Origin of the sequence: Streptomyces sp. NPDC102279, assembly GCF_044766365.1 — a bacterium.
GTDB lineage: Bacteria > Actinomycetota > Actinomycetes > Streptomycetales > Streptomycetaceae > Streptomyces.
In genome coordinates this window covers 107,501-119,292 of sequence record NZ_JBIWLU010000001.1, presented here as the reverse complement: position 1 = coordinate 119,292, position 11,792 = coordinate 107,501, and the positions used below count along the sequence as shown (strand labels likewise).

Genomic DNA, 11,792 nt, shown 5'->3' with positions numbered 1-11,792 from the left:
CCGACGTCAATGCGTCATCGACCCGGCACCGCCGTACTGCGCGCTGCGCGCTGTGCGCAGGCGTCGATCTCGGCCGGATGAGGCCGCCGCGGACGATCCGCTGCCCGTCGACGTGTACGGGCCCTCAACGGTGCGGTCCGGCTCCCGCCAGGAGGGTCTGCCTCTCTGTCGGGAGCCGGGCTGCCTATATGAAGGGCGGCTGCTGAACCCGCCTCATGGACCAGGGCTGCACCCGGACGAGCGGCTTGGCCGGCCGGGACCGGCTCGTCGCGGGGCAGGCCGCCGGACGGTGCCCTGAGCCGTGCCTAGGCGGGAGAGCGGGTGAAGGCGAGCGTCGCAGTGACCGTGGTCAGGCCGCGGATCATGCCGAGTTGGTTCCACTCCATGCCGAACTGGTCCCTGTCCGCGGTGAACTCCGTGGTGATGCTGATCGCGTCGGTCCCGGCGGCTGTGATGTGGGCGGTGGCGGTCTGGGGCCGGGTGATGCCCCGGACGGTCAGCTGGCCCGTGACTTCGACGGTGTCGTCCGGGCGGGCCGTAGCGTTCTGCACAGCGAAGACGATGGTGGGGTGGTTCTCGGCGTCGAAGAAGTCGCTGCCGCGCAGGTGCTTGTCGCGCTTGGCGTTCTTGGTGTCCAGGGAGGCCGCGTCCAGGGTGACCGCGCCGTGGGCCGTGCCGTCGGCGTTCACCTCACCCTCACCCACGACACCCGTGAACGTGCCCTTGACCGTGACCATGCCCCAGATGGTCCGGTGCGCGATGGCTACGGTGGAGAGGGCGGGGTCGAGCTCCCACAAGCCGGTCTCAATGGCGGCGGTCATGTCTTCTCCTGGTGGTTACAGACGGTAAACGTGGAGGTGGAGCGCACCCGAGGTCAGTCAGGAGGTGCCAGCCCTATCGTCCAAATTTGGATTACTGCACGCTAGCCGTTCATCCAAAAATGAACAACCGGTAGAATGCGACATCATGGTTGACCCAAGCGCCCGTGCCGAGCAGCCCGAATGCGAGACGCCGAGTGACGCGGACCTGCTGCCGACAGAGCTGCGTTCCTGGATGCGGCTTCTGGCCGCTGCCGGAGCCGTCGAGCAGCAGTTGCGCTCGCGGGTGAAGGACGCGATGGGGATTTCGCACGACGAGTTCCTGGTGCTGTGCCTGCTCGCGGACCAGCCGGGTTCCCGTCTGCGGATGACACAGATCGCGGAACTGCTGGGCCGACCCAAGACACGGTTGACGTACCAGGTCGCCTGCCTGCAACGCGCAGGGCTCATCACCCGGATGTCCGCGTGCGGCGACCGGCGCGGCATCGAGGTGACACTCACCGAGAAGGCACGTCGCCTGCTCGGCGAGTCATCGCGGCCCCTGGCCGATGCTGTCTCCGAGGCCATAGCCCAGACAGCCTGCTCCCAGGGATACTCGCAGTTGCACGACTTTCTCCCGGGTGTGCCGGATACCGAGCGGCAAGCCGCACAGCCCCAGGACCCACCCCGATGACCGGGCGGGTTCATGTGGATCAGTCGGATCAGTCGGTTGTTGGAACGGGTGTTCCGTTCCAGAGGATGCAGGACAGCCATGGCTCAATCCGATCGTCCTTCACCCTCGACGCCGGGCGGTAGCGATGCGGCCGGGGACGGAGACTTGACTCGGGTCGTGGGCGGGAGCCGACCGTTGAGGGTGCGCCTGGGTTGGGGCGTGCACCTCCGATGAACTCGCTCCCGACGGCATGCTCGCGCGTCGGGAGGGACAAACACGGATCGACGCGAGAAGGTGCTGCTGACCCACCGGTCGGACGGGTGGGGAAACATCCGGCGATCCCGTGCCAAGGAGCAAGGAGCCCTGATGAACGACTCCCAGGCGGCCTCTTCCCCCGCCCCTTCGACCGACGACACCTACCGCTTCGACGACCTGCGGGCCCTGTTCATCAACTGCACGCTGAAGCTCTCGCCCCAGCAGAGTCACACCCAGGGCCTGATCGACAAGAGCCGCGCGATCATGGACGGGCAGGGGGTTGCCACAGAGGTGATCCGCGCCGTCGAGCACGACCTCGCACCAGGTGTCTACCCGGACATGACCCAGCACGGCTTCACCACGGACGCGTGGCCGGAGCTGTACGAGCAGGTCCTTGCCGCAGACATCCTCGTGGTCGCCGGACCGATCTGGCTGGGGGACAACAGCTCGGTCACCAAGCAGGTCATCGAGCGGCTCTACAGCTGCTCCGGCCTGCTCAACTCCCGCGGGCAGTACGCCTACTACGGGCGCGTCGGCGGCTGCCTGATCACCGGCAACGAGGATGGCGTCAAGCACTGTGCCATGAACATCCTCTACAGCCTGCAACACCTCGGATACGCGATCCCGCCGCAGGCCGACGCCGGCTGGATCGGCCCGGCAGGTCCCGGACCCTCGTACCTGGACGCCGGCTCGGGCGGCCCGGAGAACGACTTCACCAACCGCAACACCGCCTTCATGGCCTGGAACCTGATGCACATGGCGGCGATGCTCAAGCGGGCCGGCGGCTTCCCGGCCCATGGCAACCAGCGCTCCGAGTGGGACGCGGGCTGCCGCCTCGACGCGGCGAACCCCGACTACCGATGACGCGTCCCCCGGACGCAAGTCATCGACTGGGCCGGTCGAGACAGGCCGGAAGCAGGACGCTGCGGTCGGGGTACTGCGCCACGCGTACGCCGACGTGTACGCGAACGCTGTGAACGGCGGACCCCCGGGTCGCTCCGGGATCCGCCTGCCCGTCGCATGAGCGTCTCCAACCGCCGCAGGCGTCCATCGACTCCACCCGAACAGGAGAGACGGGCGCATCGGCTGCGGCAGACGAAGTGAGGCTCATGCCGGCAGTGCGCTCGCGACCGCTGACAACGCCCGCGGAGGACCGGCAAAGCTCATCTGGGCCGGCCCCGGGCGGGCGGCGAGGCCACCGGCGGGTGCCGGCGGTGCTGAGGTTCCCGGAAGGAAACGACGGACCCCGGGCGCTCGCCGAACCCCGGCCGGAACCGGGGCGGCGAAAGGCTTGGTGCGCGGGGCCGACGGAACCGGGTAACGTCCTTGTCATGTTCTTCCAGACTCCGATTCACGAGTGAGCGCGTGATGGGCCCCTGCAGGCGTCCTACGACGTCGCCGCGCCCGTCTCCCACCGCTGAATCCGTAGATCACTTCACATCATTCCGGGAGACCCCGTGAGCAAGAACATCAACAACCCCGTGGGCATGGGCGGCGGCAAGCGCAAGAAGCTGTCCCGCGCCGAACGGGCCAACAACGGTCCGCACCGCAACCTCGACCGCCAGAGTGCCGCCGACCTCAAGGCGGAGCTGGTGCGCAAGATGCGCGAAAAGGTGAGCGGATCCGAGGGCACCGGGCAGACGGGCGACGACACCGCACAGAGCTGACGCGCCGCCGCCACAGGGCGGCACCGCAAGGGGCAGGGCCCGGACCGCGACGCGCGGTCCGGGCCCTGTTGCCGTAGCGAGCCGGCGGCAGAACTTCGTTCGCGGCGAAGGACCGTCGGCCCCACCACCGTCCGGCCAGGCGATTTCGGGCGGGCTTCAGTGGTCGTAGGCGGGTCGGTGCGGGCATGGCCGGATGGCCGCGCATGGACCTGGCCCCACTCGTCAGGCCCCTTGAAATCGATCACCAGGGAACCGGAAGGCGCTCTACCGGCGGACCGCCGAGATCAGTCCGCCGGGCCGCTCCTCGTGCTGCGTCGGGGTGCTGATCGGACGGCCGTAGGCGGTGGCGCGCTCGCGCAGGGTGTGGCTGTCGGCATCCCAGCCGTGCCCGGCCAGCCAGCCCACCGGGTCGTCGGGCATCTCCGAGACCCACATGGAGGCCGCCGACCCCGGCGCGGCGTCCGCGCCGAAGCGCTCGATCACGCCGCGCGAGCCCAAGGTCAGCCCCATCCGACTGCCTGCCGCCGACTGCGTGCTGATCCGGGCCAGCAGCAGCTCCACCGCGTCCTCGGGCAGATAGATCAACAGTCCTTCGGCGATCCACGCGGTCGGTACGGTCGGGTCGTGCCCCGCGGCGGCCAGGGCGCCTGGCCAGTCCTCACGCAGGTCCACCGCGACGGTGATCCGCTCGCAGCGTGCGACGGCCCGCTCCTGGCGCAGCACCGAAGCCTTGAAGTCCAGTGGCGCGACGGTGTCGACCTCGAAGAGCCGCGTGCCCTCGGGCCAGTCGATCCGGAAGGCCCGGCTGTCCATGCCGGCGCCGAGCAGCACGACCTGCCGGACCCCGGCCGCGGAGGCCTGCTGCAGCAGGTCGTCGAGGAACTTCGTCCTGATGACGATGGAGTAGGACACGGCCAGTCGGCGGCGTCGCGCGGCCTCGTCATCGGGCAGCGGCGCCGAGGAGGGCCACAGGCCGCCGGCGGTGGCGAAGGCCTTGGCCAGTGGGTCGCGGAACAGCGCGTTCTCCCGCTCGGTCTCCAGCGCCCGCACTCTGGCCACGCTCACCGCAGTGGCCCATACTCCCGACGGCTGCATCCGCTCCTGCTCATCAGTCACCGCGTCAGCCTAGATGGTCGATGCCAAGGGGCCTGATGAGGGGAGCCAGGTTCGTTGGCGGCCAGCCGTCATGCGCGCACTGACCGCCTGCTAACGCTGACGAGGACCACCAGGCGCATCGATTGGTCACACTGGATACGGTGTCGCGGTGCGGGCCGATCGGAGCGCCGCGGCCCACCATGCCAACTGTTCGAGAAGGGCCTTGGCGTACGCAGGGGACGCGGGGTCAAGCGGTCGACCCTCCTGCCACGTCGTGAAGTAATTGGGAAAAGCGAGACCGTCGCGGATCGTCACCGCATGCAACTCGGTGAGCACGTTCTCCAGATGCAGGGCCGCGTGCCGTCCGCCGGCCGCACCGCCGTAGCTGACGAAGGCGACGGGTTTCGCCGTCCACTGGGTGAAGTGCCAGTCGATGGCGGCCTTCAGCGAGGCGGGATAGCTGTGGTTGTACTCCGGGGTGACGACGACGAACGCGTCGGCGCTCTCCAGTGCGGACGTCAGTGCCCGCATCCCGGTCGGGCGGGGATAGTCGGCACCCGCGTACTTCGGCGACGCCGCGGGCAGTTCCAACGGGACGTCGAAATCGGCCAGATCGACGACCTGCACGTCGAAACCACCGTGCAGATGGGCCTGTTCGGCGACCCAGGACGCAACGACCGGGCCGAACCGTCCTTCCCTGACGCTCCCGACGATGATGACCAGCTTGTACGTGTTCTCCATGGCCTCCACGATCAGGCCGCGGCACGGCTCCAGCCAGACCGTGCTGAGGCTGGCCCCCGCAGGGCCACTCTGCACCCTCCGCACGTGACGACCGGAGTCGTATGCTCACCCACATGGGTTCGCCTCTGGGGGATTTCGTCCGGGCCAAGCGCGACAGCATCCAGCCCGCGTCGCTGGGACTGCCGGACAGTGGACGCCGTCGCTCGCCGGGGCTGCGCCGTTCGGACCTCGCCGCACGGGCCGGAATCAGCGTCGAGTATCTGACCCGTATCGAACAGGGACGTGACCGCAATCCCTCGGTTCCGGTGGTGAACGCGCTCGCCGACGCCCTCAGCCTCGACCGTACGGAGCGCGACCACCTCCGCTACCTCACGAAGATCACAGGAGGGGACTGCTCCGCCCACGCACGGCCTGTGCCGCCTCGCCGCGAGGTGCGTGGCCCGGTGCTGCAGACGCTTCGGCTCCTCGAACCGGGGATCGCGATGCTGGCCAACCGACTGGGCGACGTCCTCGCCCACACCAGTGGCTTCGCATCGGTGACGAGGGGGGCCGGGCTCCTGGACGATGACGCCCCGAACCTGACCCGATACGTGTTCACCGACCCTCGGGCCCGGGCCTTCTTCGCCGACTGGGACGACGTCGCCGACGAGCAGGCCTTCGACCTCTGGTTCGCACCGTCCGTCGAGAACTCCGAATGGTTCTCGACCGAACTCGCCCCCGTCGCAGGCCCCGAATTCACCCGCCGCCTGAACCGTCACGTGGTCCCACGACGCGGCACTCTCCGCCTCAACCACCCAACGGGGCGCGAACTCCACCTGAGCCGCGAGACGCTGGAACTTCCTTCGGATGCACAGCAGCTGGTCGTCTTCCTTCCGGCGAACGAGGCGACGGCCGAAGCACTCGACCGACTGCGGCAGCGAGACCGGCACCACGGCCCCCTTCAGGTCATCTCGTAGAGCGAGCGGTCCAGCCTCGGCCCCGGGCGGGGATCCGGTCGCGATCAGCAGGTGGGGATGGGCTCGCAGGCCGCCGGGGCCTCCCACGCCTCATCGTTGTGCTTCCCAGTGAGAGTGCTGGCGACCTCCGGCCGGCAGGCGAGGACGCTCTGCAGCAGACGGTTCGCCGCGCGGACTGCCGTGGAGTCGAGGGGCCCGGGCCGAAGTCTTACGGAACCCTTACGCAGCCGTATTCGACGGCACGACACCCCTACGCTCGCAGGCGTGTTGACCATACGGAACATCGCTCTCGCCACCACCGCCCCATTGATTCTGGCAGTAGCGGGCCTCGCTCATCCGCACGGCCTGTCTCGATCGACGGCGGCCGACTGGACGCATTTGCACATCGCGCTCCTGCCGGTCTTTCCGCTGCTCACGCTCGGTCTCCTGGTGCCTCTGTGGCATCGGCCGCGACCCGGCCTCGCGGGCGTTGCCACGGTGGTCGCCTGGGCGGGTGCCTTCGGCTACGCGGCCTTTTACACCGGCCTCGACGCGGTCGCAGGCATAGCCGCGGGGACGGCGGTCGAGCACGTCGGCGCAACAGCCGGCCTCGGTCCGGTCAAACACCCGCTGTACGACACTGGGGAGGCGCTCGGGCAGGTCGGGGTCTACGCCCTGATCGGGGCCATCGCCGCCACGGCGGTCGCGCTGTTCCCGAAGCACGGCGTCCGGATCCTGCCCGGCACGTTGGTGCTCCTCGGCGCCGGCTGGTCCTTCGTCGACAGCCACATCTTCTGGCCGCGCGGTGTATGGACGATGCTCGGCTTCGCCGCGGGCTTCGCGCTGCTCGCCTGGGGGACTACGAGCAGCGGCCCCAAGGCCACGGACGTCAAACCGTCCCGTCGCCAACGACGCTGAACGCGGCCCCCGCCGAACGGGTGAGGATCTGAGGCGCCTTGCCTCACCAGCCGGTCGGTAGCGGGTGATGGAGAAGCACGGCGAGGGCCGGCTGAGCTTCGAGCCAGGCAGGAGGCATGTCAGGAACGCGCAGCTCCCGTGAGCGGAGGCAAACCCACAACAGTTCAGCGCCTCGTCGAGATCGTGGGCCTCCAGACGGTCATCCTTTGCTACCCCACGCTCCCAGAGGCACCGACCACCGCTGTTCGAGACTGGCGTGGAACGAGGCCGGCGTGGAACGAGGCCGTCGGCGAGCACGGGGCACCGTCGCACCCATCGCCGGGTTGGCGTAGTCGAGTGGGAGATCGCGTCTTCTCCACGGAGAACGCGGGTGAGGGGCCGGCTTCAGCTGCCCGCTCAACGATCATCGGCCGTAGCCCGGCACCGGTACGCCCAGGTGGGCGGGCTTCGGAACGGCCTGACGGCGGCCCCGCGCCTGCGCCCGAGCCTGTGGGTGTCTGCCCGGTGGAGCGGCCCGGCCCTTGCGGGGTGGAGTCGGCACCGTGCCGCGGCCTTCGACATGTCCGGCCAGGGGGCTGCCGCAGGGCGGGCAGCCCAGCCGGGTGGGAGCCGCTGCGGCGACCGCACACACGACGACGGGCGACACGCGTTCGGCGGAACTGTTTACGGGTGAGGGCGCGGGGCAGGCGGGGGTGTGTGCTTCGGACCGGAGGCGCGAGCCAAGCGGAGATGACCTGCGCGGCCGCGGTCACCTTCAGCGGTCTGTGTAGCGCCTCTCTGTGCGGCCTGTCCCATCACTGTCGTTCGGGCCCGCTTCTGTCTGTCTCCGCGGATCGCCCGGACGCGCCGTCCAGGAGGGATCCCGCGTGCCTACCGACATCGCCGCAGACCATCCGCACACCGACGCCCAGCCGGCCCGTTCCACCCGGGGCTATGACGACGCTCCCGAGACCGGCGCCTTGTTCGTCCGGCTGGTGGAATTGAATGAGGGCCCGGAGCGGGACGCGATACGCGATGAGCTGGTCAGTGTCTGGCTGCCCATGGCGCACCGGCTCGCCGGCCGTTTCCGCGACCGCGGTGAAGCAATCGAGGACCTGCGCCAGGTCGCCGCCCTCGGTCTGGTGAAGGCCATCGACGGGTTCGATCCGGCCCGCGGAGCCTTCGAGAGCTACGCGATCCCGACCATCACCGGTGAGGTGAAGCGGCACTTCCGGGACCGGATGTGGGCCGTACGCGTCCCGCGCCGGGTACAGGACCTGCGCAATCGGGTCCGGGTCGCGCGCCGGGAACTCAGCGAAAGGCCCGGCGCGGCCGAACCGACTCCTGCTGAGATCGCGACCCACACCCGTCTCACCGAAGAAGAGGTCAGCGCCGGGCTCGAAGCCATGGAGAGCTTCAGTGCCCTCTCGCTGGATGCTGAAATGGGCGGCGGTGACGACGGATACAGCCTCGGCGACACCCTGGGCGCCACCGACTCCTCCTTCGACAATATCGTCGACCGAGAGGCAGCCAAGAAGGAACTGCGCAAACTCCCCGAGCGTGAACGGGTCGTCCTGTACCTGCGCTTCTTCGAGGACATGACACAGAGCCGCATAGCCGAAAAGCTCGGGCTCTCGCAGATGCACGTCTCCCGTCTCATCTCCCGCAGCTGCGCCCGCGTGCGCAAAGGGGCTCTGGCGCAGTGAACCGGCGAGGCGAAGCAGAGGACGCAGACCACCGATGAGTCAGCTACTGACCTCCGGTCACGACGAGCACGCCGCAGTCGACGCGGGCATCGACGAGGAGCGGATCTCGCCCTCGGTTCGGTCGCCACGCGAGGGTGCGCGGCAGGAGACGGCCGACCAGGCGGTCGACCGGGCGACAGGCGTGGTGATGGCCCTGGGACGGCTGGACGGGGGCCGGGCCGGAGCGGTCCTGCGCGAGGTTGTTCAGCGCACGGGTATCCCTCTGCCCCGCATTGCCGAACTGCTCACGGTCTGGGCTCCGACCGGAGAACTCAATCTGGGGCTTCGTATCGCTCTGGAAGAGGCCATCCGGGACCAGCACCGCGTTCGCACAGTTGACCAGTCCACGGGCCGGCCGGTGACGGCGCACGGCCGGGCGGGAGCGCACTGATGACGTCACCACCAGACAGCAGAAGGGGAGCGACGGCCATGGTGTCCCACGCGCTCAAGAACGGCGTACTGATCCTGAGGGTGGACGACGCTCCAGGCGCCCAAACGCAGAACCTGGCTGTCCTGATCAGCGATCTCATTCACGTCCACACCCCCGTGCCTGTGGTCATCACTCTCGGCGCCGAAGCGGCCGACCCCGTGCTGGAGGCCGTCGTGGAGGCACACCGAAGGTGCAAGCACGCGGACGCCTTGATATCGGTGGTCACACCCAGCGCTCCCGCCCGGCGGGCGCTGGCAGCGAAGGCTGCCGCACACGGCGGGGGTCTTGTCGTTCACGCGCGGGTAGGTACCGCCATCGAGACAGCCGGCGCCGCTGCATAGCGACGCGCCCGCGACGCGGCCCATCTGGCAGGCAGGCGCTGGGAGCCGATCGGCCTGGGCCGCGTTCCCGGAGCTCGGCCCAGAGCCTCCATCGACCAGCATCGCGCGATCGTCGTCCGGTACGGCTCCTGGCCGTAGACGCCCCCCGACGCTTGGGGTGCGAGACGGTCTCACTCGCCGCGAATGGCGGTCCGGGGTGCGGGGGAGCAGGCTGGATGGGTGTTCGTCATGTCGTGGGGAGCAGAGGGCATCGCCCAGGCCGCGTCCGAGTTCCAGGATGTCGACGAGGCCGCAGAGGTGCTTTGCGCCTCCGTCCAGCGGGCTGCTCTGTACGGCGCCTCGTGGGTGGAGGGAACAGCGTTCGGGCACGCGGCGGAGGCGCTGGCCGAAGGCATGCGTTCCGAGGGGCGAACGGCTGTATCAGCGGGTCGGAATTGGAGACGGGAGGACGGCGCTGTGTGGGTCGCGTTGTTCCCTCGGGGTGGCTGACACGAGAAGACCGCGGCGAGGGAATGCGGCGGCAGCGCGGCGGTGCTGGGACGAGAGCTGCTGGAAAAGGCAGACCTGGAAGCCGTCGGAGCGCGACTGGGCCACACGTGGCTGCCCACCACCGCACGCTGGATCCACGGGCCCGCACAACGGATCGATGGGCAACTCTTCGACCAGGGCACCGATCGAAGCGGCCTGCCGCATCGTCATCCTCGACGACCAGCCCGATGAAGCACAGCGCATCATCGGCGAATACCGCCGCGCCGCCGAATCAGCGAATCCAACGGCCGCTGCTCGAGGCGGCTGGTTTCAGATCGGTGGTCGGCTGGGTGGCCACGGCCCGTTGGAGCTCTTCGGCTTCGGCGTGCAGATCTTGTGCCGTCATCTCGGGTTCGCTGTTGCCCGCAGGGACGACGTCGTCCGAAGGGCCTGGAGCGCGGACGGGGTTGAACAGATGCCGTGTACCCGTCAGGGCGAGCAGGGTCTCTGTCGCCCGGCCGGCGGTCTGGAGGATGAGGGTCTTGCGGTGCGTCACGGCGTACCGTCGTGCGCCCAACAGCACATTGAGACCGGAGCAGTCGCAGAAGCCCACCGCACTCAGGTCGAGATCCGCCCCGGTGGTGGAGCGGTCCAGAGCGTCATGCAACGCCAGGTGCAACGACTGTTCTGTGTCCATGTCGATCTCGCCGCGCAAGGCGACCACCGTACGGTCGCCGACGGTAGACGTCGTGCTCTCCAACCACGGGCGCACTACGAGGGCTCCCGCGCTCGTCCGCTGAGGAGAAGGCTTGTGGTCTGGCATGGCGGCCTCTTCCAGGGGTTCCACCGTCTTCCGTCACCAGATTCACTCTCCCGCTCCGCATACGTCAAGTCATACCTGAAAAATCTTTCAGCCTTTTGGATACGTGAATCAGACGCTCTATGCTGAGCGGATGGGTGACGTACCTGAGGCACACACTGGCTGGACATTTCTCACGAACCACGCCCGCGTACTGGTCGCGATCGCCGACGACCACAGTGCGCGGGTCCGGGACATCGCCGCGCGTTGCCGGCTCACCGAGCGGGCCGTACAGAAGATGATCGCGGATCTGGAGAAGGACGGATACCTCACGCACACCCGGCAGGGGCGCTCGAACGTGTATCGCATCGTGCCGGACACGGCCCTGCGGCATCCTGCCGACAACGGGTCGACCGTGGCGGACCTGCTCCGCGTTCTTGCTCAGCACGACGATGCGCTGGAGCAGTTGTAAGAGCCTCGGACGGCTGTACCCCGTGCCGTGGCCCGCATTCCTTCACGACGCCATCGCAAAATGAGGCCATAGAGGGCGATGAGTGGGGTAGAACAGTCGCTGTGTGTTGCCCGGCCTCGGGTGACGCTCGTTCAAGTACCAGCCGGGACTTTCCTGGCAAGATCGAAGGACAGCAGCATGGCTAGCGGCACCGTGAAGTGGTTCAACGCCGAAAAGGGCTTCGGTTTCATCGAGCAGGACGGCGGCGGTCCCGACGTCTTCGCCCACTACTCCAACATCACCGGCAACGGGTTCAAGGAGCTGGCGGAGGGCGAGAAGGTCAACTTCGACATCACCCAGGGCCAGAAGGGCCCCCAGGCGGAGAACATCGCCCGCCACTGACCAAAAGCAGCTCAGCACAGGACGGGGCCCGGCGTATCGCCGGGCCCCGTTGCATACCCACTCGACACGGATGCGGGCCGATCGATCCGCGCCGCA

The 11,792-nt window shown here is 68.6% G+C and carries 14 protein-coding genes and 1 pseudogene; 11 read left to right on the top strand and 4 right to left on the bottom strand.

Going from position 1 to position 11,792, the window contains the following annotated elements; translation table 11 throughout:
- Positions 1 to 305 precede the first annotated feature (305 nt).
- On the bottom strand, positions 306 to 821 hold the full coding sequence (locus ACIRQH_RS00515; protein WP_358821748.1) for a YceI family protein: 516 nt from the start codon (positions 819 to 821) through the stop codon (positions 306 to 308).
- 145 nt (positions 822 to 966) lie between these two features.
- Here ACIRQH_RS00515 and ACIRQH_RS00510 point away from each other — a divergent pair, with 145 nt between their 5' ends.
- From ACIRQH_RS00510 to ACIRQH_RS00500, 3 genes are all read left to right on the top strand, one after another.
- Complete coding sequence (locus ACIRQH_RS00510) at positions 967 to 1,491, top strand: MarR family winged helix-turn-helix transcriptional regulator (protein WP_404223335.1); 525 nt, start codon at positions 967 to 969, stop codon at positions 1,489 to 1,491.
- Positions 1,492 to 1,836: 345 nt separating this feature from the next.
- Positions 1,837 to 2,589, top strand: a complete 753-nt coding sequence (locus tag ACIRQH_RS00505) for a flavodoxin family protein (protein WP_404223333.1) — start codon at positions 1,837 to 1,839, stop codon at positions 2,587 to 2,589.
- A gap of 593 nt (positions 2,590 to 3,182) precedes the next feature.
- Positions 3,183 to 3,392, top strand: coding sequence for a DUF6243 family protein (locus ACIRQH_RS00500; protein WP_358821751.1), 210 nt, complete (start codon positions 3,183 to 3,185; stop codon positions 3,390 to 3,392).
- A 264-nt stretch (positions 3,393 to 3,656) separates the two neighbouring features.
- Here ACIRQH_RS00500 and ACIRQH_RS00495 read toward each other — a convergent pair whose 3' ends face one another.
- The gene (locus tag ACIRQH_RS00495; protein ID WP_404223959.1) at positions 3,657 to 4,487 is read right to left on the bottom strand and encodes a class I SAM-dependent methyltransferase; all 831 of its coding nucleotides are present in this window, start codon (positions 4,485 to 4,487) and stop codon (positions 3,657 to 3,659) included.
- 147 nt (positions 4,488 to 4,634) lie between these two features.
- Positions 4,635 to 5,228 (bottom strand): NADPH-dependent FMN reductase, encoded by a 594-nt coding sequence (locus tag ACIRQH_RS00490; protein WP_404223331.1) that lies wholly within the window; start codon positions 5,226 to 5,228, stop codon positions 4,635 to 4,637.
- Between the two features lie 113 nt (positions 5,229 to 5,341).
- Between ACIRQH_RS00490 and ACIRQH_RS00485 the strand changes: the two genes are divergently transcribed.
- The 6 genes and pseudogenes from ACIRQH_RS00485 to ACIRQH_RS00460 form a co-directional block, all read left to right on the top strand.
- A complete protein-coding gene (locus ACIRQH_RS00485; RefSeq protein WP_404223329.1) occupies positions 5,342 to 6,184 on the top strand; it encodes a helix-turn-helix domain-containing protein in 843 nt (280 codons plus the stop codon).
- A gap of 264 nt (positions 6,185 to 6,448) precedes the next feature.
- Complete coding sequence (locus tag ACIRQH_RS00480; RefSeq protein WP_404223327.1) at positions 6,449 to 7,081, top strand: hypothetical protein; 633 nt, start codon at positions 6,449 to 6,451, stop codon at positions 7,079 to 7,081.
- An 866-nt stretch (positions 7,082 to 7,947) separates the two neighbouring features.
- Complete coding sequence (locus ACIRQH_RS00475; protein ID WP_404223325.1) at positions 7,948 to 8,766, top strand: SigB/SigF/SigG family RNA polymerase sigma factor; 819 nt, start codon at positions 7,948 to 7,950, stop codon at positions 8,764 to 8,766.
- A gap of 34 nt (positions 8,767 to 8,800) precedes the next feature.
- A complete protein-coding gene (locus ACIRQH_RS00470; RefSeq protein ID WP_404223323.1) occupies positions 8,801 to 9,196 on the top strand; it encodes an ANTAR domain-containing protein in 396 nt (131 codons plus the stop codon).
- A 38-nt stretch (positions 9,197 to 9,234) separates the two neighbouring features.
- Positions 9,235 to 9,576, top strand: coding sequence for a hypothetical protein (locus ACIRQH_RS00465; RefSeq protein ID WP_404223321.1), 342 nt, complete (start codon positions 9,235 to 9,237; stop codon positions 9,574 to 9,576).
- Positions 9,577 to 10,246: 670 nt separating this feature from the next.
- Positions 10,247 to 10,360, top strand: a pseudogene (locus ACIRQH_RS00460) (MerR family transcriptional regulator); the annotation flags it as partial.
- Here the strand turns inward: ACIRQH_RS00460 and ACIRQH_RS00455 are convergent.
- Entirely contained in the window at positions 10,337 to 10,867 is a 531-nt protein-coding gene (locus ACIRQH_RS00455) for an STAS domain-containing protein (RefSeq protein ID WP_404223957.1), read from the bottom strand. The pseudogene ACIRQH_RS00460 and the gene ACIRQH_RS00455 sit on opposite strands and share 24 nt — an antisense overlap.
- A 130-nt stretch (positions 10,868 to 10,997) precedes the next feature.
- On the opposite strand from ACIRQH_RS00455, the gene ACIRQH_RS00450 reads away from it, so the two are divergent.
- Together ACIRQH_RS00450 and ACIRQH_RS00445 are read left to right on the top strand one after the other, a co-directional pair.
- Complete coding sequence (locus tag ACIRQH_RS00450) at positions 10,998 to 11,315, top strand: helix-turn-helix domain-containing protein (protein ID WP_358822628.1); 318 nt, start codon at positions 10,998 to 11,000, stop codon at positions 11,313 to 11,315.
- A gap of 177 nt (positions 11,316 to 11,492) precedes the next feature.
- Positions 11,493 to 11,696: a cold-shock protein gene (locus ACIRQH_RS00445; RefSeq protein ID WP_358822629.1), complete on the top strand. Its 204-nt coding sequence runs from the start codon at positions 11,493 to 11,495 to the stop codon at positions 11,694 to 11,696.
- The last annotated feature ends 96 nt before the right edge of the window (positions 11,697 to 11,792 follow it).

What these genes read in the sequence shown, in the direction of transcription:
- ACIRQH_RS00510 (WP_404223335.1), top strand. Translation starts at nt 967, where the DNA reads ATGGTTGACCCAAGCGCCCGTGCCGAGCAGCCCGAATGCGAGACGCCG.
- ACIRQH_RS00505 (WP_404223333.1), top strand. Translation starts at nt 1,837, where the DNA reads ATGAACGACTCCCAGGCGGCCTCTTCCCCCGCCCCTTCGACCGACGAC.
- ACIRQH_RS00490 (WP_404223331.1), bottom strand. Translation starts at nt 5,228, where the DNA reads ATGGAGAACACGTACAAGCTGGTCATCATCGTCGGGAGCGTCAGGGAA.
- ACIRQH_RS00485 (WP_404223329.1), top strand. Translation starts at nt 5,342, where the DNA reads ATGGGTTCGCCTCTGGGGGATTTCGTCCGGGCCAAGCGCGACAGCATC.
- ACIRQH_RS00445 (WP_358822629.1), top strand. Translation starts at nt 11,493, where the DNA reads ATGGCTAGCGGCACCGTGAAGTGGTTCAACGCCGAAAAGGGCTTCGGT.
- ACIRQH_RS00465 (WP_404223321.1), top strand. Translation starts at nt 9,235, where the DNA reads ATGGTGTCCCACGCGCTCAAGAACGGCGTACTGATCCTGAGGGTGGAC.
- ACIRQH_RS00495 (WP_404223959.1), bottom strand. Translation starts at nt 4,487, where the DNA reads ATGCAGCCGTCGGGAGTATGGGCCACTGCGGTGAGCGTGGCCAGAGTG.
- ACIRQH_RS00455 (WP_404223957.1), bottom strand. Translation starts at nt 10,867, where the DNA reads ATGCCAGACCACAAGCCTTCTCCTCAGCGGACGAGCGCGGGAGCCCTC.
- ACIRQH_RS00450 (WP_358822628.1), top strand. Translation starts at nt 10,998, where the DNA reads ATGGGTGACGTACCTGAGGCACACACTGGCTGGACATTTCTCACGAAC.
- ACIRQH_RS00470 (WP_404223323.1), top strand. Translation starts at nt 8,801, where the DNA reads ATGAGTCAGCTACTGACCTCCGGTCACGACGAGCACGCCGCAGTCGAC.
- ACIRQH_RS00515 (WP_358821748.1), bottom strand. Translation starts at nt 821, where the DNA reads ATGACCGCCGCCATTGAGACCGGCTTGTGGGAGCTCGACCCCGCCCTC.